Raw genomic sequence first — 24592 nt, forward strand, 5'->3', positions numbered from 1 at the left:
GGAAGCTAGCGAAATGGATTACGACGTAATCATCATAGGCGGCGGCCTCGTGGGCGTATCGATTGCCTGGGGTCTGTCCACGTGCGGACAAAGGATTGCCGTCATCGATGAAGGCGATGTGGCAAACAGGGCGGCACGGGCGAATTTCGGTCTCGTATGGAGTTCAAGCAAGGGCCTCGGCAACGCCGCCTATTCGCGGTGGTCGCGAATCTCGACTGCAAACTGGCACCAGTTGGCGGCCGAGCTCAAGGCCGAAACCGGCGTCGACACTGGATTCGTCCAATCGGGCGGCTTCTCAATTCGGCTCACGTCTACGGAGCTGGAACGCGGGATCACATCCATGGCGAAGCTGGCCGGCCAGCCCGGAATGGAGGCGGAAGGAACCCCACCGCTCGAATATGAGATACTCGATCAGGCGGAGACGCGTCGCCGCTTGCCGCTGGTCGGCGAGACCGTGGCAGGGGCGATTTTCAGCCCGCTCGATGGACACGTTAATCCGCTGCGGCTGTTCGCAGGCTTTCATAAGGCGCTTAAGCAGCGTGGCGTTCATTATCTGCCGCATCGGCAGACGATTGCGATCAGTCATCGCGCAGGTACGTTCGAATTGGCAGGAGACGGGTGGCGACTCGGTGCCGGCAAGATCGTCCTTGCTGCAGGGATCGGCAACACCGCGCTCGCTCCGATGGTCGGGCTGAACGTTCCGCTCTCGCCCAGCCGCGGCCAGATCATTGTGACCGAGCGGCTGAAGCCCTTCCTAAGCCATGCCACCGGCCATCTGCGGCAGACAGACGAGGGATCTGTGCTGATCGGCGAAAGCAAGGAAACCACAATCGATCACCAGCGGCCGCGCGGGCCGATTACTGCGGTCCTGGCTGAGCGCGCCGTGCGCACATTCCCACTTCTAAAGGACGCCAGTGCAGTGCGGATCTGGGCCGCATTCCGAGTAGTGACGCCGGACGGCTACCCCATTTACGAGCAGTCAGAGAGGTTTCCTGGTGCGTTCGCATGTGCCTGCCATTCCGGCGTGACTCTGGCGGCCAATCATGCGCTGGTCCTGTCGCGGCAGATTTCAGCCGGCGCGCTTTCTGACGATCTTTCCGCATTTCATTCCCGGAGGTTCCATGTTCCGGCGGCTGCCTGACCGAAAGGAGAGTTCAATTTCATTCACATTCAACGGTATGCCGACCATGGCCAGACAAGGCGATAGCGTTGCCGCCGCACTGTTGGCCGCGGGATATGGCAGCACGCGTCGCAGCCCGGTCTCCGGCGCCGCCCGTGGTCCTTACTGCATGATGGGTGTCTGCTTCGAGTGCCTCGTCAAAATCGATGGCCGGCCGAACCAGCAGGGTTGCCTGACCAACGTTGCGGAGGGGATGCGGATCGAAACACAGGAGGGCGCGGCCATGCCGAGGCAGGAAGGGTGATTAGAAACATTCAGTCTGCCACCGATCTCGCGCCTGCCTATGACGTCGTCGTCGTTGGCGCGGGCCCTGCCGGCCTCTCGGCAGCCATCGAAGCCTCGATCCACGGTCTCGCGGTTTTGCTCGCCGATGAAAATGAATCCCCTGGCGGGCAGATTTATCGGTCGGTCGAGCATGCATCAGATGCCGACCTCGCCCGCATGGGGCCGGACTACGCTGCCGGGCGGAAGCTCATCGAGCGATTTCGGCAAGGAAACTTGAGCTACGCCCCCCGTGCGACTGTGTGGAGTGTCGGGCCTGCTGACGAAGAATTGGACGGCGCGCATCCGCTCGAGGTCGGGATTACCCTCGGCGGGATTGCTCGACCGATCGCCGCCCATCGGGTGATCCTCGCAACAGGCGCGCTCGAACGCCCGTTCCCGTTCCCAGGGTGGACCATGCCGGGTGTCATGACGGCGGGAGCGGCGCAGATCTTGATGAAGTCGTCAGGTCTCGTGCCGTCCGGGCGCACCATCCTCGCCGGAACCGGGCCGCTGCTGCACTTAGTGGCAAGCCAGCTTCTCCGGGCAGGCGTAGATGTCATCGCAGTTGTCGACGCCACGCCACGCGAGAACTGGCGTACGGCTCTCGTTCATCTGCCCGCCTTTGTCACCTCACCCCATGCCCTTAAAGGCCTGAAACTTCTCTTCGACGTTCACCGGCGGGCGCGAGTCGTTCGCGGGGTGACCGCAATCGAGGCCGTTGGGCAGGAAAAATTCAGCGCTCTGCGCGCGAGCAGGGGCAAGAATTCTCTCGAGATTGAAGGCGACCTTCTCCTCCTGCACCAAGGAATCGCGCCAAACCTCAATCTCACGCTAGCGGCGGGATGCGATTACTATTGGGATGAGCATTCGGCCGTTTTCCGCCCGAGCGTCGATGCCTGTGGCGCAAGTTCCGTTCCAGGTGTTTCGATCGCCGGCGATGGTGCCGGCATCGTCGGCGCGGTTGCCTCCGCACTCCAAGGGAAGTTGGCTGGCCTCAATGCCTCATTTGACTTAAACCTCATTGACCGAAATGCTTACGGAGAGCGTCGGGCACGGCTCACTCGAGAGCTAGCTCGAGCCATGAGAGGCAGGACGCTCATCGAGCGTCGCTTTCGTTCTGGCGAGAAATTCCGGATCCCGGAGCACGACAGCACCATCGTCTGCCGCTGCGAGGAAATTACGGCTGGGAAGCTGCGCGAGGTTGCAGCGCTCGGCGTGCCGGGCCCGAACCAGATGAAGGCGTTCACACGATGTGGAATGGGCCCATGTCAAGGCCGGCTGTGCGGCCTGACTGCGGTCGAACTGCTGGCAAAATGCCGTGGCGGCTCGCCCAGCGAGGCTGGTTACTATCGGCTGCGCCCGCCCATCAAACCAGTGACGCTGGGCGAGCTAGCCGCTTGGCCGCACACGGATGCAGCCATCGTCGCTGTCGCCGGATTCTTAGAAACGCGGCGCTGATGGCGCACAGGACACAATCCATGGGCGCCACCAAGGCGCGGGCCGCACTCTCTGCCAAAAGCTGAGCGCAATATAAAATAATCTGCCTGGGGCTCCGCGCATATGGCTAATAAAGCCAAAACTCGGCGATTATGATGATGGCGGAATTGGGCGGAATAGTCGAAGCGGTGGTTGAATCAAGAAATAGAGAGCTGGTGCATGAAAACGCTGCTGCTTAAAAAGGACGAGGTCAGTCGGCTGATCAGCGTCACCGAAGTCATCGCTGCCGTGGAAGAGGCGTACAAGGCCTTTAGCAGTGATCAGGTGGAGCAACCTGACTATATGGGGATAGATCTCCCGTCGCCTCGGGGGGAAATCGACTTTAAGCTTGGCTACTACAAAGCCAATGAAATAATCTCCATGAAAGCCTCTTCCGGCGGGTTCATTGATAACCCGACTGCACACGGAGTGCCCAATGGCATGGCGACGATTTTCCTGTTCGACGCCAGAAGCGGTGCGTTGATTTGCGTTATGGATGGAAGTTTGATTCTTGGTCTCAGAACGGGAGCCTCTGGAGCCGTCTCCGTCAAAGCGCTGGCGAGGAAGAACGCCACGACGGTCGCATCGATCGGCACTGGCAATCAAGCGAGAATGCAAATCCGTTCGATCAACGAGATCATGAAGATCGAGGAGATCCACGCCTGGGACAGCAACCCCGACACGCTCTTCAAATACAAGACGGATATTGAAAGCGAGCTTGGCATTCCTGTCATGATGGCGAATTCCAAAAAGGAGGCCGTCGAGCAGGCCGATATCCTTGTTACCACGACCCGCGGAAAAGGCTCGCTCGTAGAAGCGGGTTGGGTCAGGCCCGGCACGCACATTGTTGCGATCGGCACGGATCAACAGGGCAAGCAGGAATTGGATCCAGAGATATTCAGGAACGCAAAGCTAGTCGTCGACTCGATGGCGCAGTGCACCGAGAAGGGCGAAACCTGGCATCCCCTGAACAAGAATATCATCACCAAAGACGACATTCATGGTGAAATCGGCGAGATATTGCTGGGAAGGAAACCTGGACGAGAAAGTGATGACGAAATCACGATCTTCGACTCCACGGGCATGGCCATACAGGACAATACGACGGCCAGCAAAATTTATCATAACGCCATAGCCAATAACGTCGGCACCTTCTTTCAGTTTTTCGAGCAATGACCATGCGCAATTTCCCCACCATTCACGACATCCGTGAAGCTCAAGAGCGGCTGAAACCGCACGTCAGACATACCCCCCTATTGCGTGCGGACAAGATCGAGAAAGTGCTTGGTTGTCAGCTCTATCTCAAGCCCGAAACCCTGCAGATTACTGGCGCGTTCAAGATCCGCGGCGCTCTGAACAAGGCTCTCTCGCTCTCCCGAGAAGAGATCGCCAACGGGATCATCGCGACCTCGTCGGGCAACCATGCCCAAGGGCTCGCTTATGCCGCCAGGATGCTGGGTGTGAAAGCGATTTTGGTCCTTCCGGTCACCACGCCCAAGATCAAAATCGAAAACACCAAGGCCCTCGGAGCGGAAGTTATTCTTTTCGACGGCGACACCGCCGCCAGATGGAAAAGGGTGTATGAAATCGCCGAAGAAAACAGATACGCGGCTGTTCACGCTTTTGAGGACCCCATAGTAATGGCCGGTCAGGGAACGATCGGTTGTGAAATATTACAGGATCTGGAGGATGTGGATACCGTCATCGTTCCCGTAGGGGGCGGCGGGCTGATCTCGGGAATCGCGACCGCCATCAAGGAAACGAACCCATCCGTGCGGGTCATAGGCGCGGAACCTGCGTTGACACCTAAGTATTTCCATAGCCGGATCAACAAGGAGCGGACAACGCTTCCCTTGAAGAACACAATTGCCGATGGCTTGAGGATAAGCGTCCCGGGGCAAAACCCCTATCCCATTATCGAAAGATATGTGGACGAGATTGTTATTGTTGACGACGAACACATCATTGCCGGGATGCGTGCCCTTGCCAAAGATGCAAAATTGATCGCTGAGCCGGCCGCCTCCATTGGAATCGGAGCCTTGTTGGCAGGCAGCATACACGTGAAGCCAGAAGAGAAAGTCTGTACGGTGCTGTCCGGCGGGAACTGGGATCTACACGACCTGGCCGAGATTTACAATTAGCGCTGTGATCCATTCAGCTTCGGTCAATGCACCACCCGGTCGCCGTTGAAGGTCTGCGATCATCCTTTGGCAAATACAAGCTGTCCGCCGTTCGTATCGCGGACTGCGTTCGTCGGCAGACCAAGCAACAGATTGGAGCCATCAATGATGCATGCCCACAGGTTCTATATCGACGGTGAGTGGGTCGAACCCTGCGTCTCGAAAACACTCGAAGTCATCGATCCCTCGACGGAGCAGCCGGCGGGCACGATAGCGCTCGGCAGCGCCGCCGACGTGCAGAGGGCGGTCACGGCAGCGCGGGGGGCGTTCGCCTCCTTCTCTCAGACCTCCAAGACCGAGCGCATCGATCTGCTGAAGCGCATAGTGGATATCCTCAAGCGCCGCAATGACGAGCTCGGCGATGTCATCTCGCGGGAAATGGGCGCTCCCCTCGCCATGGCCCGGGCAGAGCAGGCCGGTATCGGAGCTACCCATTTCGAGCAGACGATCAAGGCCATCGAGACTTTTGCCTTCGACTACATGCAGGGCTCTACCCGCATCGTACACGAGCCTATCGGGGTCGTCGCGATGATCAGCCCCTGGAACTGGCCGCTCAATCAGATCGCCTGCAAGGTCGCTCCAGCGCTCGCTACGGGATGCACTATGGTCCTGAAGCCATCGGAGATCGCTCCGTTCAGTGCCGTGATCTTCGCCGAGATCATGGATGAGGCCGGCGTGCCGAAAGGCGTCTTCAACCTCGTCCAAGGCGACGGACCTACTGTCGGAACCGCACTGGCCAGCCATCCGGATGTGGATATGGTGTCCTTCACCGGCTCGACGCGGGCCGGCATTGCCGTGGCACAGGCGGCGGCACCGACCGTCAAGCGAGTGCATCAGGAACTCGGCGGCAAGTCGCCGAACATCATCCTGCCCAGCGCCGATTTCGCCGCCGCGGTCAGCGCTGGCGTACGCCGGTGCTTCGGCAATTCCGGCCAGACCTGCACCGCGCCAACGCGGATGCTGGTGCCGGCGTTGCGAATGGAGGAAGCAGGCTTGATCGCTGCGAGGGAAGCAGCTGCGCTCGTCGTCGGCCCGCCCTCGGATCCACGCACCGACCTCGGACCGGTCGCGAGCGGCGCCCAGTTCGACAAGATCCAGACGCTGATCGAACGCGGCATCGCGGAAGGAGCGGAGCTCGTCGCCGGTGGTCCTGGGCGCCCTTCGCATCTCAATTCCGGCTATTACGTGCGCCCGACCGTGTTTGCCCGCGTCACCAATCAGATGACGATCGCACGAGAGGAGATCTTCGGCCCGGTACTGTCGATCATCGGCTATGATAGCGAAGAGGAAGCGATCGCGATCGCCAACGACAGCCCCTACGGTCTGGCGGCCTACATTCAGGGAGATCCGCAAGAAGCGCGGGCGCTCGCAGGCAGGCTGCGCGCCGGCACTGTTCGCCTCAACAGCTGCGCCTGGGACAGCGCCGCCCCTTTTGGCGGCTACAAGCAATCAGGCAACGGTCGGGAGTACGGCAAGTTCGGACTGCACGAGTTTAGCGAAACCAAGAGCATCGTCGGCTTCTTGGACGAGTGAATGTCCAAACTTCGGTATGTCCGTTCGGGGATGTTTACGCGAGGCGCTGTAGTAACGTCGGTTCAGGTTTCTGAAGTCGCCTCATCTGGAATTCTCAGGTGCGCCTTTATTCTAGTGGGCGCACCTGAGATCTGCTGTCACTCGTAAACACAAACGTAGATCTTGCGTACGGTCTCAATAGTACGCCAAACCCCAACGAACCGGGCTTCATGACGAAGCTGTCACCACCCCGATAGGTTTTCGTCTCGCCGCCCTTCTCCTCGATTTCTACGAGGCCCGAAATAATATGGCAGAATTCGTAGGTGGTGCCTTTGATCGAATGATGCTCGCCAGGGCCCAGGTCTTGAAAAAGGGATTGCCCGAAATCAGACGCTCCGGCCCAGGACCGCGTCCTTTAGCGCGAAATCCGGATTGGTGTCGATGGTGACCAACAGTGACATGTCATCTTCCTTCTTTGAGAGGCGGTTCTGATCTACGAGGCGAGGGTTGGACTGTTTCCGAGCGCGACAGCTGAGCAGTACGGGCTGCCAATGGCCTCGACCGTCCCGGCCTGCCTCTGGGATGGGTCGTGGTGTCATCCGAGATGAAGGCGATGCGGAAGTCGGCGTTACCGAATAAGGCCTTTGTTTCAGTCGTAAATTTCGAAATCTCTCCACGACCCAGCCACACCTGCGGACTGTTGCGACAGCTGTCACCGAGGAGGGCAAGTGCGGATCATACATGCCGGGGCGATCCGCGCTCTCTAATGTGGAAATAAAGTGGTCAGCGGCATATGCGCTTTGATGATCGGAGATTTCAGCACGACGAAGCTGAAATATTTATCGATGCCGACGTCCATATCGGTGAGCCGTTCCATGATCGTCTGGTATTCGTCTATTCCTGCGGTGACGAATTTCAGCAGATAATCATAGCCGCCCGAAACCAGATGGCATTCGATCACCTGGTCGACCTTCTCGATCGCGCCGAGGAAGCGGGCGAAGTCGATCTGCCGATGGTTTTTGAGGGTAATCTCGGTGAACACGGTCAGCGTCTGCCCGAGTTTGCTGACGTTGATCTGAGCCGAATAACCTTCGATATAACCTTCCGACTGCAGCTTCTTCACCCGCATCAGGCAGGGGCTCGGCGACAGATTGACCAGCTCGGCGAGCTCCACATTGGTGACGCGGCCATTCTTCTGCAGTTCGTAGAGAATTTTTATGTCGATCCGGTCGAGTTTCATCATCACACGCGCCTTCGCTTGCTCGAGATCGCCAACGGCGCAGCAGATTATGCTGCAGCCTTTTGAGCGTCGAGCTTAACACATCACAAAGGGGTGTCGACCGGATTGCAGGACATGCCGAAGCACAAATGGCTGCTGGCTGGCCCGCAAGACGGAATCTTCTGCTGCCGCCTGATGATCTCCGGCAAAGTCGCAGCGGTGAATCCGCTAGACTGGTCTGAAACGGAGACCATGCCATGCCCGCACCGCTCGCGCGTGTCGAAACTACAACGCAGCTGCCCGCTGCCGCCGATGCGGTCGTGATCGGCGGCGGCATCGTCGGCGTTTTCGCGGCCTATTATCTGGCCAGGCGCGGATTGAAGGTGGCCCTCGTCGAGAAAGGCCTTGTTGGGGCGGAACAATCGAGCCGCAACTGGGGCTGGTGCCGGCAGCAGAACCGCGATGCCCGTGAATTACCGATGTCGACGAAGAGCCTCGATCTGTGGGAGCGCTTCGCCACCGAAACCGGCGAGGACACCGGCTTCCGCCGTTGCGGTCTCCTCTATCTCAGCAATAGCGAGGAAGAACTTTCCGGCTGGGCCCGCTGGCGCGATTTCGCCCGATCGGTCGGCGTCACGACGCACATGCTAAGCGGCGCGGAAGCCACCGAACGCGGACGGGCCACCGGCACCGCATGGAAAGGCGGGGTCTTTTCGCCGACCGACGGCACCGCCGATCCTGGAAGAGCCGCGCCTGCCGTCGCGCGTGCGATCCTGAAGCTCGGCGGCACGGTGCATCAATCCTCTGCGGCCCGCGGCCTTGAGATTGAAGGCGGCAGAGTTTCAGGCGTCGTCACGGAGCATGGCACCATCCGGACAAAAATCGCGATCCTGGCCGGCGGCGCCTGGGCCTCGTCCTTCTGCCGCCAGCTCGGCATTCGATTTCCGCAGGCCTCGATCCGCTCGTCGATCCTGTCAGTTTCGCCGGGAGCACCCGGCCTGCCGGATGCGCTGCATACATCAGCGGTATCGGTGACACGTCGCGGCGATGGCGGTTACACGCTGGCGATCAGCGGCCGCGGCCGCGTCGATCCCACGGCGCAGCAGTTTCGTTTCGCGCCGCAGTTCCTGCCGATGTTCGCTCGCCGCTGGCGGAGTCTGGCACCCGGCGGACTGGAGGGATATCGCTCGGGCCATGAATCTCTGGCACGCTGGCGGCTCGACAGGCCGACGCCGATGGAGCGCATGCGCATCCTCGACCCGGCGGTCGACCAGGCTACCATTGCCCTGACGCATTCACGGGCGCTCAAGCTGCTGCCCGCCTTGAAGAACACCGAAATCAACGCCGCCTGGGCAGGCTATATCGACAGCACGCCGGACGGCGTGCCGGCGATCGGCGAAATCGCCACGCTTCCAGGTTTCATCTTCGCTGCGGGCTTCAGCGGCCACGGCTTCGGCATCGGACCCGGCGCCGGTCATCTGATCGCCGACATCGTCGCCGGCGATGAGCCGATCGTCGATCCCAGGCCCTATCATCCCAATCGCTTCGCGGCCTCCGCCTGGGGCAAGGTCGCCGACTTCTAGAGCGCCGTGCGTCCGTGCGGACCCCCAAAGGACTCTCTCACTCTTTAGATCTCCGCGTGCCGCGCAAAAGACCCGAAGGTCGGGCCACTCAAGAGGCCACGGCCATCCGCGGGCTCACGGCAGAGGAAGCCCTGCGGCCGTCGGCGGTTTGAAAGCGGGAGATCCGTTCATTCAGCAGTTCCACCTGCTGCCGAAGCCTGTGAATTTCGGCGGTGTTTTCCTCCACCATGGCGGCATTGTGCTGCGTGATATGCTCAATGTCGCGGACGGCGCTGTTGACCTCGTCGATGCCTTTGTACTGCGTGCTGGTGGCCGTCGAGATGACCTGCACCAGCCCGTTGATGGAGGTAAAATGCTCCATGATCGCCGAAAGCGCCTGGCCGGTCTCCTCGACGAGCCTGACGCCAGTGCCAACCTGCGATGCGCTGTTGGAGATGAGATCCTTGATTTCGCGGGCAGCCTTGGCGCACCGCTGCGCAAGCTCGCGCACCTCCTGGGCCACGACGGCAAAACCTCTGCCCGCCTCACCTGCCCGCGCCGCCTCGACGCCGGCATTGAGGGCGAGAAGATTGGTCTGGAAGGCGATCTCGTCGATCACACCGATAATGCTGGAGACCTTGTCCGACGAACGGTTGATGGCGTCCATGGCGTCAACGGCCATGGCGACGACGGCAGCGGAATGCTCCGCCTGCCGATGCGCCTCGGCGACGGAAAGCGAGGTCTGGTGGGCGTTTTCCGCCGTCGTGCGCACGCTGGCGGTGAGTTCGCCAAGCACACGTGAACTGTCTTCGAGAGCGGCCGCCTGCTGTTCCGTGCGCCGCGCCAGATCGTCGGCCGCACCCGAAAGATTGGTGCTGCCCTCGGCGATTTCGTAGGTGGTGTTGCGAACCTCGGCGAGTGTGCGGCGAAGCGCATCGATCGCCTGGTTGTAGGTCCTGGCCATTGCGACATAATCGGCAGCCAGCTCCTCGCTCATCACGGCGGCGAGGTTGCCGTCGGCAAGCTTGCCGAGCATGTCGGACAGTGCGTCCAGGGCCTCGCTCTGCTCGGCTTCGATGCGCGCCTGCTCGGCGGCGCGGCGGGCCTGTTCCTGTTCGTCGCGCGCCCTGTTCGTTTCAGCGACCTCTTCGAGCCTTGTCTTTTCGAGCGCCTGGTCGCGGAAGACGGTCACGGACCGGATCATATCACCGATCTCGTCGCCACGCTTGCCGTCGCCGATCGGCACGTTGAGATCGCCGGCGGCAAGTCTCGTCATCGTCTGGGTGATCCGCTTCAGCGGTGCGCGCAGCGTTTCGATCAGCATGAGGCCGCCAATGATCGCAAGCACCGTGCCGGCAATCATCGCCGCGAGCGACATCGTGGCCGAACGCTGGCTGATGTCCTTGCCGCTCTCCTGCGCAGTGCTGACGAATTGCTCCAGAGTATGGCTTGCAGCGGCCACGAGTTCGGTTGCCGCCCCCCTCTCTGCCCGCCACCGTTCTGCGACCGATATCAGCAGCGACGTGTCCTTTTCGATCGTGGCGAGGGATGGCTCGATCTTCTTCGCAAGGTCCTGCAAGGCGGCATTTTTACCGCTCAAGGGTACGAGCTGTGCAGCGCTTTCGCGCAGCGCCTTGAGATCGGCGAGAACGGCGTCCCGGGCTTCGGTATCGACCCGTCTGTTCAGTTCACTCAGGTGCAGGCGCAGATCGTCGATCGATTTGAAAGCGGTGCTGACGATCGCCACCATTGAGCGAAGCGTGCCGATGTTCGCATCCATGCCGACAAAACGCTCGATTGCGGTATCCGCATTGCCCGAGGCGAGCTTGACGAACTTCTCCTCGACGCCTTGCAGATCCTGGTCGACCGGAGCATAGCCCTCGAGCGTAAGGTTGGCGCTGTCCTTGGCCATCGCCGCGAGCTTGTCCAGCACCGGCTTCAGCGCGGCAATCTGGCTTTGGGCCTTGTCGGAGGCGACTGCGGCGCTGCCGCCGACCTCCTTGACCAGCGGCGGCAGGAGGCTGCCGAGAGCGCCGGCGATATCGGCGGGGGCAGTCGCCTGCGCTGTTGCCTTGCGCAATTTTGCAATGCGCTGGGCGATAGTCTTGTAGGCGGAGGCATCGAGAAGAAGCGCCCGGACGAAGGCTTCCTTTCCGTTCGCCTGATCCTGAAGGACGTCGAGCTGCTTGCGGGCGGTCTGGCTTTCCTTGAAAAGCTGCGCCACAGCCTGATCGATCGCCTGTTCGGTATTCGTGCGCTCCTGTGCCACGGCCCAGAGCGCGTCGGCGCTACCCTGCATCTTGCCGCCGAGGTCGCGCACCGCCGAGATCTGCTGCTTCTGCGACGGATCGATCAGCATGGCATCGAGCGTCGCAGCCCCCTTCTCCTGATCCGAGATGCCGGCGATCAGCCGGTCGCGCGTGGCCGCCGTCGGAAGATCGGTAAAGGCCGTCAGCGAGGATCTGAGCTGCTGGAAACTGGAAAGCGTGTCGATCGTCTGCCGCGTCAGGGTCATCTGGCCCTTGAGCGTGCCGGCGGTGAAATAGCCGAAAAGCCCGATGCCCGCTATGAGGACGATCAGAGGCACCACGAAGAAGAGAACCTTCGTGACGATCCGCATACGCTGCAACAGTCGATCAATCAATGCCATAAGAAAGCCCCGCCCCCAGGAATGGTCACGCCTGATGGCGCGACGATAGCCGCAACTGCTAAAAAAATGGTCAATAGTGTCGAGTTCGTTCGGAGTCGCCAAATGCGTAACCGAGGCTCCATTTTTCTGCCTCCTCAGGCTCGCTGATAAACCTCGCTCTTTACTCGACGTCATCCTCGGCCTTGTGCCACTGCAGACGCTTCCTGCGAATTGAGACACGAGCAGGAGTTCAATCTCAGGCGACATCCCGACACCGGAGATCGACGAAACCAGCCCCGGCACCTTCTCCCCGTAAACGGGGCGAAGGGGATATGCCGCAGCCTCTCCGTTCCCTCACAGCGTCTCGTAGTGCACGTCCCCTCTCCCCGACAGAACGGGGAGAGGGTGAGGGTGAGGGGCAATCGCAACGCGAATCGGACAGCCATGGAACAAGCCAGAGCATGACGAAAGAGGAGTTGTAGCCTTGGGCCGGAGGCCTGGAGAGCGCATATTTCCGCGCTCACCCTGCCCACTCAGCCGATCGCCATCAGGCTGGCATTGCCGCCGGCAGCGGCGGTGTTGATCGAGGTCGACACTTCCTCCAGCAGCCAGTTGAGGCAATAGGCTTCCGGGTCGCTCGCCAGTTCCTCGCTCGTCGCGGCCTGAACCAAGAGAAGCGGACCGGGCAGCGCGGCGATCTTCCGGTTGACGGCAAGAACTCTGTCGCGATCTCCTTCGACGAGCGCACCGGAAAACGGCCCGTCCTTTTCCCAATCCGATGTCCAGGAAAGGCGGCCGGCCACAGCCGCCGGAAGATCCGCCAGAACCGACTTCGATATCGAACCCGCGTCGACGACGACGTGGTTGCCTGTGGAAAGGGCGGCGGCGACCTGGCGATGCAGCCCCCCTTCCGTCTGCGGAACGAGCAGGATGCGGCCGCGAGGATGGAGCGCGTAGAGATTGCGTTCGCCGACGGGGCCGGTGAGCTCACGTTCGAGGCCGAGCGCTGAGCGGCTCGCATAGCCGCGCGCCACCTCCCCTTCCGCCGTCAAGCCTTTCTTGTCGAGCCAGACGATGTAATCGCGAAGGGCGAGGTCGGTATGAACGGAATCCTGCTGCGGCGGCACTGGCGCGCGCTGCACCAGCCGGCCGATATAGAGCGGACCGCCGGCCTTCGGGCCGGTTCCCGACAGGCCGCGACCGCCGAAAGGCTGCACGCCGACGACCGCGCCGATGATGTTGCGGTTAACGTAGAGATTGCCGGCCTTGATGCGGCTCGTCACATGGGCAATCGTTTCGTCGAGCCGGGTGTGAAGCCCGAATGTGAGGCCGTAGCCCGAGGCGTTGATATCGTCGATCAGCCGATCGAGGCCGTTCCGCTTGAAGCGGACAACATGCAGGACCGGACCGAAGACCTCCTTCGTCAAGTCCGAAAGCGACTTGATCTCGATGATCGTCGGCGGAACGAAGGTGCCTTTTGCTGCGCTTTGCGGCAGCGGCAGCTGCTCCACCTTGCGGCCGGCGCGGCGCATCGCTTCGATATGCTGGTCGATTTCCGCCTTGGCGCCGTCGTTGATGACTGGCCCGACATCGATGCTCAGCCGATCGGTGCGGCCGATCGTCAATTCACGGAAAGCGCCCTTCAGCATGGCGAGCGTCCTGTCGGCGACGTCGTCCTGCAGGCAGAGAACGCGCAACGCCGAGCAGCGCTGGCCGGCGCTGTCGAAAGCCGATGTCACGACGTCGGCCACGACCTGTTCGGCCAGTGCGGAGGAATCGACGATCATTCCGTTCTGGCCGCCGGTTTCGGCAATCAGCGGGATCGGTTTGCCGGTCGCTGACAGGCGCTCGGCAAGTTGCGCCTGGATCATGCGCGCCACTTCGGTCGAGCCGGTGAACATGACGCCGGCCGTTTCCTGCGCTCCGACCATGCCCGCGCCGAGGCGGCCGCTGCCGGGCACGAATTGCAGCGCGCCGACCGGCACACCTGCTTCGTGGAGGATCTTGACGCTCTCCGAGGCGATGATCGGCGTCACGCCGGCCGGCTTCGCCAGCACCGGATTGCCGGCGACGAGGGCTGCAGCAACCTGGCCGGTGAAAATCGCCAGCGGGAAATTCCACGGGCTGATGCAGACGATCGGGCCGAGCGGAAGATGCGACGGGCCGAGAGTCTTGCGCGCCTGATCGGCGTAATAGCGCAGGAAATCGACCGCTTCGCGTACTTCACCGACCGCGTTGGCGGCGGATTTGCCGGCTTCGCGCATGATGATGCCCATCAGCACCTTGATGCGGGCCTGCATGATATCGGCCGCCCGATCGAGGCAGGCGGCGCGCTCTGCCGGCGGCACAGCCGCCCATTGCGGCGCATATTCGGCCGCCATCGCAACGATGCGGGCGGCTTCCTCGACCTTCAGCTCGGTCACCGTGCCGACGACGTCGCCGTGATCGGCGGGATTGGGGACATCGCGCGTCACGCCGTCCGTGGAGCCGTCAGCGAGGATCGGAAGCGCATGCCAGGGCGCGACAGCCGTGGAGGCAAGCGTCTCCGCCAGGTCCGAAAGCGTGATTTCGCTCGAGAGATCGAGGCCGCTCGAATTGGCGCGTGCGCTGCCGTAAAGAGCCTTGGGCGCCGCGATCTGCACATGCGGGGCGCCGACGACGGGCATGGCCGCGACGGTCTCAGCCGGATCGGCGATCAGCGCCTCGACCGAGACGTTCGGATCGGAGATGCGGTGCACGAAGGAGGAATTGGCGCCGTTTTCGAGAAGGCGGCGGACGAGATAGGCGAGCAGCGTCTCATGCGTTCCGACAGGCGCATAGATGCGGCAGGGCCGGTCGAGCTTTTCCTTGCCGACGACCTCGTCATAGAGCGGTTCGCCCATCCCGTGCAGGCACTGGAATTCGTATTTGCCGACCGCGAAATCAGGCCCTGCGAGATGATAGATCGCAGCCAGCGTCTGCGCATTGTGGGTGGCGAACTGCGGGAAAACGGCATCGGCGGCGGCAAGCAGCTTGCGTGCGCAGGCGATGTAGGCGACGTCCGTATAGATCTTGCGGGTATAGACCGGATAGTCGTCGAGACCATCCAGCTGGGCGCGCTTGATCTCCGCATCCCAATAGGCGCCCTTGACGAGACGCACCATCATCCGGCGCCCGGAGCGGCGGGCGAGATCGATGATATAGTCGAGCACGAAGGGGCAGCGCTTACCATAGGCCTGCACCACGAAGCCGAGCCCGTTCCAGCCGGAAAGTTCCGGAGCAAAGCAGAGTTCTTCGAGAAGATCGAGCGACAGCTCCAGCCGGTCGGCTTCCTCGGCATCGATATTGAGGCCGATATCATAGCTCTTGGCCAGAACGGCGAGCGCCTTGACCTTCGGCAGCAGCTCGCTCATCACCCGGTCGGCCTGCGCTCTCACATAACGCGGGTGCAGAGCCGAAAGCTTGATCGAAATGCCCGGGCCGTCGTAGATGCCGCGCCCAGCCGCCGCCTTGCCGATGGCATGGATCGCCTTCTCGTAATCGTTGAAATAGCGCTCGGCGTCTGCTGCGGTCGTCGCCGCCTCGCCCAGCATGTCGTAGGAATAGCGGAAGCCCTTGGCCTCCAGCGGACGAGCGCGCTTCAGCGCCTCCTCGATTGTTTCGCCGGTGACGAACTGCTCGCCCATCATGCGCATCGCCATATCGACGCCGCGGCGGATGACCGGCTCGCCGGCGCGCGCGATCAGCCGCGTCAGCGCCGCCGACAGGCTGCGGTCGTTGACCGTCGAGGTGAGCTTGCCGGTGACGACGAGACCCCAGGTGGCGGCGTTGACGAACATCGATTTGCCGCCGCCGATATGCGAGGTCCAGTTACCCTCGGCGATCTTGTCGCGGATCAGCGCGTCGCGGGTATCCGTATCGGGAATGCGCAGCAGTGCCTCGGCAAGGCACATCAGCGCGACGCCTTCCTGGCTGGAAAGCGAATATTCCTGCACCAGTCCTTCGACGCCGGTGCCCTTGTGCTTGGCGCGCAGCGCCTCGATCAGCGTGCGAGCGGTGCTGCGGATGTCATAGCGCTTCGCCTCGGAAACGCGCGCGGCCGCAACGAGCGGCGGCAGGCATTCGGTTTCCGGTCGGCGGTAGGCTGATGTGATGGCCTGGCGAAGGTCCGATTGCGGCCGGATCGGCGGGGCAAAGGCGGCGAACGGCACGCCGCCGGCGGGTTCTTTGGAGGATGCGGGGTCGATCGCTGCGTTCAACATGGGAGTCCCTGTTCGATCAAAATCTGTTTAGCGGATAAATGGAACACCTGGCTCGTCATCCCAGAGTGCATCGTCCAGAAAAGCGGGACCGGAATATTCCGTCTCGCGAAGCGGGCGCGCCTCCGACTTGTCACGCTTGAGGGTGAATGCGGCCGCAACCGCTCTTATCGCCACCGGCCTGTAGTGAATGAGCAAGTCCGGCTTCTGATCGTCATCGATTTGTTTCCCGTGCATCCAAGATCCCCCTGTGGTGCGGCGCCGCTGCCGATCCCGGCAATGCGCCAGACGCTCACGCCTTCCTCTCATTTGCCGACGCACAATCTATCACAGCCGCAAATCGCGATCTCACTTGATTTTAGCCATTTTTAAGCTGTATGAACTTATAAGACGATCGCCAAGAGTTCATATGGCCGCAGAAACCGAGACATTTAGTGATTTGGACCAGTTCGACAGAAAGATCCTCGCGGCGCTGGCCGAGGATGGCAGGCTGTCGATCACCGATCTCGCGGCGCGCGTCGGGCTTTCGAAGACGCCTTGCCAGATCCGCTTCAAGCGGCTGATCAACGACGGCTATATCGAAGGCTTCAAAGCCGTCCTCAACCCCGCGAAAATGCAGCTCGACCACATCGCTTTCGTCGAAGTGAAACTTTCCGATACCCGTGAGGATGCGCTGAAGAGCTTCAACGAGGCCATCAAAAAGATCAGAGAAGTCGAAGAGTGCCACATGATCGCCGGCCGGTTCGACTATCTCCTGAAGATCCGCACCCGCGATATCGGCCGCTACCGCCGCGTCCTCGGCGAACGCATCTCGACGCTGCCGCATGTGGCCAACACTTCGACCAATGTCGCGATGGAGACGATCAAGGAAGGCTGGGACAAATTCGGGTCGAGCCTTCCGTGAACGGCGGGGTTGCCGACCGTTACGCCAAGCCAATATTCGGCCACTGAAGCGCAGGTGAGGGTCAAAATGGATCAGGCCAATAGTCCGCAAGGCTCGGCGAGCGAACAGAGGGAAGCGCGCCGGCTGCAATACCTTCCCTGGGAACGCATCGCGGCGGATCTCGACCATCCCGCTCATCTCGCCCGCAAGGCAGCGCTTCGGCAAGCCTGCGCCGCCGATTTGGCCGAGACCTCCTATATCGCCGAAGAGGCCGCGATCTTCACCGAAAGCCTGACAATGGGCGAGCGGTCCTGGATTGCCGGGCACGCGCTCGTGCGGGGCGACGTGGTCCTCGGCGACGATTGCAGCGTCAATCCTTTTGCCTGCGTTTCCGGCAAGGTGACCTGCGGCAATGGCGTGCGGATTGCCTCGCATGCATCGATTGTCGGTTTCAATCATGGCTTCGACGATCCCGATCGGCCCATCCATCGCCAGGGCGTCGTCAGCCTCGGCATCGTCATCGGCGACGATGTCTGGATCGGCGCCAATTGCGTGATCCTCGATGGCGTCACGATCGGCAACGGCGCCGTGATCGCCGCCGGAGCGGTGGTCACGCAAGACATTCCTGCGCTAGCGATTGCCGGCGGTGTACCGGCAAAAGTGCTGCGCAGCCGAGGCGCGCCGGCCAGAAAATCCGGCATCGCAGAGATCGAAAATCGGCTGGGCAGGCTCGGTCAGAAGGCGAAAGAGCAATGGCCCGATATTCTTGGCCGTTGGAAAACACCCGAAGGCTATGAATCGCTGGAAGCGGACGGCGTCAGGCGCCCGGCGATCCGGCATCTCTGCGATGCCATCGAGATCGCGGCCGGCTTCGGGCATCTGCCGCCCGGATTCGATCTGTCGCAGACCGTCGAGCGTCTCCAGGGCCTGCAGGATCGGGAGACCGGCCTTTTCCCGGAAGAACATTCGCCCGGGCATGGCCGGGCGTTGCGGGAGGATCCGAAGGCACTCTACAACGTGCTTTCGGTCGGCTATGCGCTTGAACTGCTTGGCTCCGGGCCACGGCACCCGATCCAGGCGGTGCAGCTCGACGCCGAAGAGCTGGAGCAATGGCTGAACGCCCTGCCCTGGTCGAGCCGGGCGTGGCACGCCGGCAGCGTCGTCGATGCCATCGGAACCGCCATGTACTTCAACGCCAGGCATTTCGGCATCAAAGGGCCACGGCAGGCGCTCTTCGAGTGGCTGAACCGCAATGCCGGCAGCGTCTCCGGCCTCTGGGGCGAGCCGACGGTGGCGGAAGGATGGCTCCAGCCGGTGAACGGCTTCTATCGCCTGACGCGCGGGACCTATGCACAGTTCGGCATGCCGCTTCCGCATCCGCATGCAGCGATCGAGACGGTTCACCTGAATTACCGCAACCACAAAGGCTTCGTTGCCGAGAAATACAATGCCTGCAACCTGCTCGATACGATCCATCCGCTGCTGCTGATCGGGCGGCAGACCGATTATCGCCGGACCGACGGCGAGGCGATCGCGCGCGGCCTGATCTCCAGGGCGCTCGACAGATGGCGGGATGGCGAAGGTTTCCCGTTCGCCGACGGCGGCGAAGCGAGCCTGCAGGGAACGGAGATGTGGCTTTCGGTCATTCACCTGGCGGCCGATTTCCTCGGCCTCGCGGACCAGTTCGCCTTTGTCCCCAAGGGGGTTCACCGGACGTCAACTCCGGGGCTCGGCCTCTGATCAGCCGTGCAGCGAGGCCGTCAGCCAGGCGGCGGCGAGATCGCTCGCATGGCTGCGCTTGGCTTTGATCGGCACGATCACGTTGTAGCGGCCTTCGGCTGCAAGCTCGGTTTGCGAGGCGGGCACCAGGGTTCCGTCCTCCAGAAAGGTGCCAATCAGCATGCGCCATCCAAGAGCGATCCCCTGCCCCGCGCGCGCCGCCGCGATGCTTTCGGTGTAGTGATTGAAGCGAAGCGACGGCTTGACCTCGATATTGCCGCCGGTCAGCGACACCCATTGCGCCCAGCCATACCAGGAACGATCGACCACATCCGTTTCGATGAATTCATCGGCGGAGCCGAGCGGGCCATCTCCCCGGCGCTTGAGATGGTCGGGCGAGCAGACCGGGCAGACGACGTCGCCGCGCGAGGCAATGACGGTTCCGTCGCTGAAGGGAGGCACGCCGTACCGGATCGCCACGTCGATCTCTCCGCCATCAAGAGTGATCGGATTATCCTGGGATATCACCCGCACCAGAATACCGGGATTGGCCCGGCGGAATTCGGCAAGCCGCGGCAGCAGCCAGAAGGAGGAGAAGGCGACTGTAGCGCCGATCGTCACCACGTCCTGGCTGCGCGACTGGATCGCCTCCACGCTCTCGGCGATATCGGCGAAACTCTTGGCCAGCGTCGCGCCGAGGCTCACGCAGGCCGCCGTCGGCTCGATCGCCCGGTGCTTGCGCAGGAAGAGCGGCTGCCCGAGTTCCTCCTCCAAGGCGGCGATCTGCCTGCTGACGGCCGCTTGGGTGACGCCGAGTTCGCTGGCAGCCGTGGTGAAGCTTTTCCGGCGCAGCACCGCTTCCAGCGTCACCAGCGCCGTCAGCGATGGAAGCCGTCTTCGAAACTGCATCTCGAAATCCTCTTCACATGAGAAAATATTATGCGAGCGTGATTTTTTATGCCGTTGAAAGACAAGTGCTGCAAGGGCAATCTAGGGAAACTCTCACATAAGAGGTTCTCATGCTAAACAGGCTTCCTTCTTCCATTTCGGCGCTGCTCGACTCCCGCGCGGAAGGCCATTCGCTGCCGGCCGGCCTCTATATCCGCGAAGACGTGTTCGAAGCGGATGTCGACGTCTTCTTCCACAAGCACTGGATCTGCGTCGGCCTCGACTGTGACGTTCCCGAGCCGGGCGACGCCACGGTGATCGATATCGGCAAGACGAGCCTGATCCTGCTGCGCGACGACGAAGGCGAAATCCGCGTGCTGCACAATGTCTGCCGCCATCGCGGCTCCCGCCTTCTCGATGCGGGCAAGACGATCGTTTCGAAGCTCGTCTGTCCCTACCACACCTGGACCTATGAACTGACCGGCGAACTCAGCTACGCCCCTCATATGGGCAAGGATTTCGACAAGGACTGTCGCGGCCTGAAGCCGGTCATCTTCAAATCGATCGGCGGCCTGATCTACGTCTGCCTCTCCGACAATCCGCCCGAGGATATTGCCGGCCTCGAACAGGCGATGGTCGAGCGCCTCGCTCCCTACGACATCCGCAACGCCAAGATCGCTCACCAGACCGATGTCATCGAGGACGGCAACTGGAAGTTGACGATGGAAAACAATCGCGAATGCTACCATTGCTCCGCCAACCACCCGGAGCTCTGCGTCTCCTTCGTCGATCTCGACTTCGGCTTCGATCCGGAAACGCTAAGCCCGGAAGACCGTGAGCAGGCGGAGGAGCATTTCCGGCTTTACGAGGAACGCACGCAGGCTTGGGAGGCCGACGGTTTCCCCTCGGCTGCCATCGAGCAGCTTACCGACTGCGCCACAAACTTCCGCACACAGCGGCTGATCATAGCAGGCGCCGGCGAGTCCCAGACCCATGACGCCACCGCTGCATCCTCCAAGCTGCTCGGGCAGATGACCCGCAAGGATCTCGGCGACACGCATCTGTGGGGTCATAACAGCTGGAACCACTTCATGGGCGACCATGCGGTCGTGGCAACCGTCATTCCGCTCTCGGCAGGCAAGACGCTGGTCAGGACCAAGTGGCTGGTGCACAAGGACGCCGTCGAAGGGGTCGATTACGACCTCGACAAGCTGACGGATGTCTGGATCGCAACGACGGACCAGGACGCCGACCTCGTCGCCCGTTCCCATGCCGGCGCTCTCGATCCCGCCTATCAGCCAGGCCCCTATTCCCGCTTCTCCGAGACGAACCTCGACAAGTTCGCCACCTGGTACATCGACCGGATGCGCGCTCATGGGTATTGATCTCACATCCATGCGCCTAGGCCAGAGCGCGCAGCAGATCTGGGACCCTGAGACCGACGAGACCCTCGTCTGTCTCGACGTCCATCAGGAGACGCATGACGTGAAAAGCTTCACGTTCGCGTCGCCCGAAGGCAAGCATTTCCACTTCGATGCCGGCCAGTACTTTCTGTTCGAGTTCCCCACGGGTTCGGATGGCGAGGCGCGCTGCTACAGCATCTCGTCGTCGCCCCATCGAACGAACGCCTTTACGGTGACGGTCAAGCGTGTGCCAGGCGGCAGGATATCGAACTGGCTCCACGACCACATGGCGCCAGGCATGACCGTCAAGGGTCAGGGACCGCTTGGTCATTTCATCCGGCCCAAGGGCGATAAGATCAAGCTTCTGCTCCTCTCCGGAGGTTCGGGCATCACGCCTGTGATGTCGATCACGCGTGATCTGGCAGACCGCTACGAAGTGTCGGACATCGTCTTCCTGCACGCGGCGAGAACCCCTGCCGATCTGATCTTTCGCCAGGACCTTTCGGGGCTCGCAGCGAGGATGAAGGGACTGCGTCTCCAATTTCTTCCCGAGACGGTCGCCGGCGAATTATCATGGCCAGGGCTGACCGGCCGGATCTCGCCGGAATTCCTCAAGCTTGCCGTTCCCGACATCGCCGAACGCGTCGTCATGTGCTGCGGTCCCGCGCCGTTCATGGCAGCGGCGCGTTCGATCACGGCGGCTCTCGGGGTGCCGGCAGAAAACTATATCGAAGAGAGCTTCGACGCCGCGGTCATCGACGAGCCGGTCCTCGACGTCGAAGCACAGCCGACGGCAAGGACTTTCCAGGTCGAATTCTCGAAACAGAAGAAAACGTTGGAAGTCCCGTCAGACCAGACCGTGCTTTCAGCCGCAAAGAAAGGCAGCGTCCGCCTGCCCTCCTCGTGTTCGAACGGGGTCTGCGGGACCTGCAAGTCGAAGCTCGTGTCCGGCTCGGTGGAGATGAACCATAATGGTGGTATCCGGCAACGCGAGATCGACGCCGGTTTCTTCCTGCCGTGCTGCTCCAAGCCGCTCAGCGATCTCGTCATCGAGCGCTGAGCGCTCGCTCACCCCACGCCATTCACGGACAAGAAGGATCGACTCGGATGCTGCGAGACGAAAGCTGTTCCGCCGAGCCGTCCGGCTCGACGGTTTTCAAGGACGAGAGAAAGCAGGCCTATCTCAATCCCGAGGGAGCTGACCGGCCTTTGATCAGCCCCGTGCCGGCCGCAACGCTCGACCGGGCGCGCCATTACCGGCTGGAGCGGCTGCGGCTGAAGATGCGCGAGTGGGACTGCGGCGCCCTGCTGCTCTACGATCCCGTCAACATCCGATACGCTTTCGATTCCTCGAACATGAGCATCTGGACGATGCACAATCCGTCGCGCTACGCCCTGATCCTCACCGACGGTCCGGCGATCCTCTTCGAATTCGAAGGCGCCGAACACGTCAATGACGGGCTGCCCGGCATCGATGAAATCCGGACGGCGAAGTCGTGGACATTCTTCACGGCAGGAAACCTCACGGAGCCCCGGATCAAAGCCTGGGCCGACGAGATCGCCGCCCTCGTCACCGGCAATGGCGGCAACAGGCGCATCGCGGTGGACCGGCTCGAGCCGGCAGGCGCTTTCGAACTCAGGGAACGCGGATTAATGCTGCTCGACGGCCAGGAACTGGCCGAACGGGCGCGATCGATCAAGAGCGCCGAGGAGATCGAGCTGATGCGGTGGACGATCCGTGTCTGCGAAGCCGGCATGGCGCGGATGTACGAAATTTCGGAGCCCGGCCGCACCGAGCGGGAGATCTGGGCAGAGTTGCACTTCGAAAATGCGCGCAGCGGCGGCGAGTGGCTCGAAACCAAGCTGCTGACCGCGGGTCCGAGGACCAATCCCTGGTATCAGGAATGTTCGGACTACGTCATCAAGCGCGGCGAGATGATCTCCTTCGATACCGACATGATCGGCCCCTACGGCTATTGCGCCGATCTCTCGCGCTCATGGACGGCAGGCCATGTCGCCATGAACGCCAAGCAGAAGGAGCTCTACGCGGCAGCCAGGGATCAGATCGAGCACAATCTTTCCGTCATCAGGCCAGGAATGACCTTCGGCGAATTCAACGAATTGTCGTGGCGGATTCCGGAGAAATACCAGCCTTATCGCTATACGCTCGCCCTGCACGGGACGGGCATGGCGGACGAGTGGCCGGGGGTGCTGCTGCATCCGGATTTCGATCCCGATTTCAGCGGCATCATCGAGGAAGGCATGGTGCTGAACGTCGAAAGCCTGATCGCCGAGGCCGGCTCCGAAAGCATCAAGCTGGAGACCCAGGCCCTGATCACAGCGACGGGCGCGGAGCGGCTGGACAGCTTTCCGTGGGAAGATATCTGAACGGTCGCTATGTTCAGTGCGCTCTCGCAGCGGCCGCGCGATGCTGCGAGGGCGTCTGCCCGAATGTGCGCTTGAACGTCCTCGTGAATTGCGAGGCGTTTTCGAAGCCGACATCGAGCGCGATCTCGATCAGCGGCGCCTTCGACTGAGCCAGGATCGATTTTGCCCGCTCCATGCGGACACGATTATAGGCCTTGGCGGGCGACATACCGGTCTTCTCGATGAAGATTCTCTCCAGCTGGCGCCTGGATAGCCCGACCATGGCGGCGAGCTTCTCGATCGGCATACTGCCGTCGACGAACTGCTCCATGGTGATCATCGCCGCCTTGACGCGGGCATCGTCATAATCGTCGTAGAGCGGACGCCGGGGCTGAATGTCGGCCGGAGCGCGAGCCTTCTCGATCTGCAGCACTTCAAGCGCGTTTCGTTCGGCATCGCGGCTGATGTATTTCCTGACCAGCAGCGCCGCCATATCGGCACTGCTGCTGCCGCCGGCGCAGGATCCGCGCTGGCGATCGAGATTGAAGAGCCGGTCGGAGCGAACACTGAGATCGGGAAAGCGCTCGCGAAATTCCTTGTAATGCAGCCAGCTGACGCAGGATTCATGCCGCTTCATCAGGCCCGCCGCGGCAAGGATGAACGTACCGGTGCATACGCCGATCAGCGGCACCTTCTTGGCATCCGCCTGCTTGAGGAAGGTGATGGTCTGCTGATCGACGGGGTTCTCCACGCTCAGAAGGCCGCCGACGACGGCGATGTAATCGAAACGTGTGGGATCGACGAAGTCCGACGTCGGAGCGACCTGGACGCCGCAACTCGAAGTGATCAGGTGCCGCGTGCTGCCGATCACCTGCCAGTCGGCAAGCACTCTTCCGGAACGGTCCTGCTCGTCGCTGGCAAGCCGCAGCGTATCCACGAACAGCGCAAAGGCGGACAGCGTGAACGACCGCGACAGAACGAAACCAACCTTAAGCCGGGCGGCGGGTTTTGCGGCGCCGTCTGCCTGCCGATGCTGCCCAGGTCGCATATTCATCTCATCACCGTTCCTGAA

Annotated in this window: 18 protein-coding genes and 1 pseudogene; 12 read left to right on the plus strand and 7 right to left on the minus strand. The window is 61.8% G+C overall.

Annotated features, from left to right (window positions below):
- Positions 1–13 precede the first annotated feature (13 nt).
- The 6 genes from Tal182_RS30660 (at position 14) to Tal182_RS30685 (ending at position 6633) form a co-directional block, all read left to right on the plus strand.
- A complete protein-coding gene (locus Tal182_RS30660; RefSeq protein ID WP_085861970.1) occupies positions 14–1141 on the plus strand; it encodes an FAD-dependent oxidoreductase in 1128 nt (375 codons plus the stop codon).
- Positions 1122–1424 carry a (2Fe-2S)-binding protein gene (locus tag Tal182_RS30665; protein WP_094299134.1) on the plus strand — a complete coding sequence of 101 codons (303 nt, stop codon included), beginning with the start codon at positions 1122–1124 and terminating at the stop codon, positions 1422–1424. Before Tal182_RS30660 ends, Tal182_RS30665 begins: the two co-directional genes overlap by 20 nt.
- The gene (locus Tal182_RS30670) at positions 1421–2902 is read left to right on the plus strand and encodes an NAD(P)/FAD-dependent oxidoreductase (protein WP_206426551.1); all 1482 of its coding nucleotides are present in this window, start codon (positions 1421–1423) and stop codon (positions 2900–2902) included. The genes Tal182_RS30665 and Tal182_RS30670 overlap by 4 nt, the downstream gene beginning before the upstream one ends.
- Positions 2903–3100: 198 nt before the next feature.
- Positions 3101–4096, plus strand: coding sequence for an ornithine cyclodeaminase family protein (locus Tal182_RS30675; RefSeq protein ID WP_085861971.1), 996 nt, complete (start codon positions 3101–3103; stop codon positions 4094–4096).
- Positions 4093–5061: a threonine/serine dehydratase gene (locus Tal182_RS30680; protein ID WP_085861972.1), complete on the plus strand. Its 969-nt coding sequence runs from the start codon at positions 4093–4095 to the stop codon at positions 5059–5061. The genes Tal182_RS30675 and Tal182_RS30680 overlap by 4 nt, the downstream gene beginning before the upstream one ends.
- 144 nt (positions 5062–5205) lie before the next feature.
- Complete coding sequence (locus Tal182_RS30685) at positions 5206–6633, plus strand: aldehyde dehydrogenase family protein (protein WP_085861973.1); 1428 nt, start codon at positions 5206–5208, stop codon at positions 6631–6633.
- A gap of 137 nt (positions 6634–6770) precedes the next feature.
- On the opposite strand, the pseudogene Tal182_RS30690 reads toward Tal182_RS30685, so the two are convergent.
- Both Tal182_RS30690 and Tal182_RS30695 read right to left on the minus strand, forming a co-directional pair.
- Positions 6771–7073 (minus strand): annotated as a pseudogene (locus Tal182_RS30690) (cupin domain-containing protein).
- Positions 7074–7375: 302 nt separating this feature from the next.
- The gene (locus Tal182_RS30695; protein ID WP_064807989.1) at positions 7376–7852 is read right to left on the minus strand and encodes an Lrp/AsnC family transcriptional regulator; all 477 of its coding nucleotides are present in this window, start codon (positions 7850–7852) and stop codon (positions 7376–7378) included.
- Positions 7853–8088: 236 nt separating this feature from the next.
- Here Tal182_RS30695 and Tal182_RS30700 point away from each other — a divergent pair, with 236 nt between their 5' ends.
- Complete coding sequence (locus Tal182_RS30700) at positions 8089–9414, plus strand: FAD-binding oxidoreductase (RefSeq protein WP_085861974.1); 1326 nt, start codon at positions 8089–8091, stop codon at positions 9412–9414.
- 88 nt (positions 9415–9502) lie between these two features.
- Here the strand turns inward: Tal182_RS30700 and Tal182_RS30705 are convergent, their stop codons facing one another.
- The 3 genes from Tal182_RS30705 to Tal182_RS30715 all read right to left on the minus strand — a co-directional run bounded on the left by Tal182_RS30705 (position 9503) and on the right by Tal182_RS30715 (position 16497).
- Positions 9503–12043, minus strand: a complete 2541-nt coding sequence (locus Tal182_RS30705) for a methyl-accepting chemotaxis protein (protein WP_085861975.1) — start codon at positions 12041–12043, stop codon at positions 9503–9505.
- A 512-nt stretch (positions 12044–12555) separates the two neighbouring features.
- Positions 12556–16263 carry a trifunctional transcriptional regulator/proline dehydrogenase/L-glutamate gamma-semialdehyde dehydrogenase gene (gene putA / locus Tal182_RS30710; protein WP_085861976.1) on the minus strand — a complete coding sequence of 1236 codons (3708 nt, stop codon included), beginning with the start codon at positions 16261–16263 and terminating at the stop codon, positions 12556–12558.
- A gap of 27 nt (positions 16264–16290) precedes the next feature.
- On the minus strand, positions 16291–16497 hold the full coding sequence (locus Tal182_RS30715; protein ID WP_085861977.1) for a hypothetical protein: 207 nt from the start codon (positions 16495–16497) through the stop codon (positions 16291–16293).
- A 172-nt stretch (positions 16498–16669) separates the two neighbouring features.
- Between Tal182_RS30715 and Tal182_RS30720 the strand changes: the two genes are divergently transcribed.
- Positions 16670–17164 carry an Lrp/AsnC ligand binding domain-containing protein gene (locus Tal182_RS30720; protein WP_085861978.1) on the plus strand — a complete coding sequence of 165 codons (495 nt, stop codon included), beginning with the start codon at positions 16670–16672 and terminating at the stop codon, positions 17162–17164.
- A 66-nt stretch (positions 17165–17230) separates the two neighbouring features.
- Positions 17231–18883 (plus strand): acyltransferase, encoded by a 1653-nt coding sequence (locus Tal182_RS30725; RefSeq protein ID WP_085861979.1) that lies wholly within the window; start codon positions 17231–17233, stop codon positions 18881–18883.
- Here the strand turns inward: Tal182_RS30725 and Tal182_RS30730 are convergent, their stop codons facing one another.
- Positions 18884–19771, minus strand: a complete 888-nt coding sequence (locus Tal182_RS30730) for a LysR substrate-binding domain-containing protein (protein WP_085861980.1) — start codon at positions 19769–19771, stop codon at positions 18884–18886.
- A 110-nt stretch (positions 19772–19881) separates the two neighbouring features.
- Between Tal182_RS30730 and Tal182_RS30735 the strand changes: the two genes are divergently transcribed.
- The 3 genes from Tal182_RS30735 to Tal182_RS30745 are packed head-to-tail and all read left to right on the plus strand — an operon-like array spanning position 19882 to position 23541.
- Positions 19882–21135 (plus strand): aromatic ring-hydroxylating dioxygenase subunit alpha, encoded by a 1254-nt coding sequence (locus Tal182_RS30735; protein ID WP_085861981.1) that lies wholly within the window; start codon positions 19882–19884, stop codon positions 21133–21135.
- A 10-nt stretch (positions 21136–21145) separates the two neighbouring features.
- On the plus strand, positions 21146–22213 hold the full coding sequence (locus Tal182_RS30740; RefSeq protein WP_206426557.1) for a hybrid-cluster NAD(P)-dependent oxidoreductase: 1068 nt from the start codon (positions 21146–21148) through the stop codon (positions 22211–22213).
- A gap of 47 nt (positions 22214–22260) precedes the next feature.
- A complete protein-coding gene (locus tag Tal182_RS30745; protein ID WP_085861983.1) occupies positions 22261–23541 on the plus strand; it encodes a Xaa-Pro peptidase family protein in 1281 nt (426 codons plus the stop codon).
- Between the two features lie 13 nt (positions 23542–23554).
- Here Tal182_RS30745 and Tal182_RS30750 read toward each other — a convergent pair whose 3' ends face one another.
- Positions 23555–24568: a GlxA family transcriptional regulator gene (locus tag Tal182_RS30750; protein WP_011428696.1), complete on the minus strand. Its 1014-nt coding sequence runs from the start codon at positions 24566–24568 to the stop codon at positions 23555–23557.
- Positions 24569–24592: the final 24 nt, after the last annotated feature.

It is taken from the genome of Rhizobium sp. TAL182, from assembly GCF_002117725.1.
GTDB lineage: Bacteria > Pseudomonadota > Alphaproteobacteria > Rhizobiales > Rhizobiaceae > Rhizobium > Rhizobium esperanzae.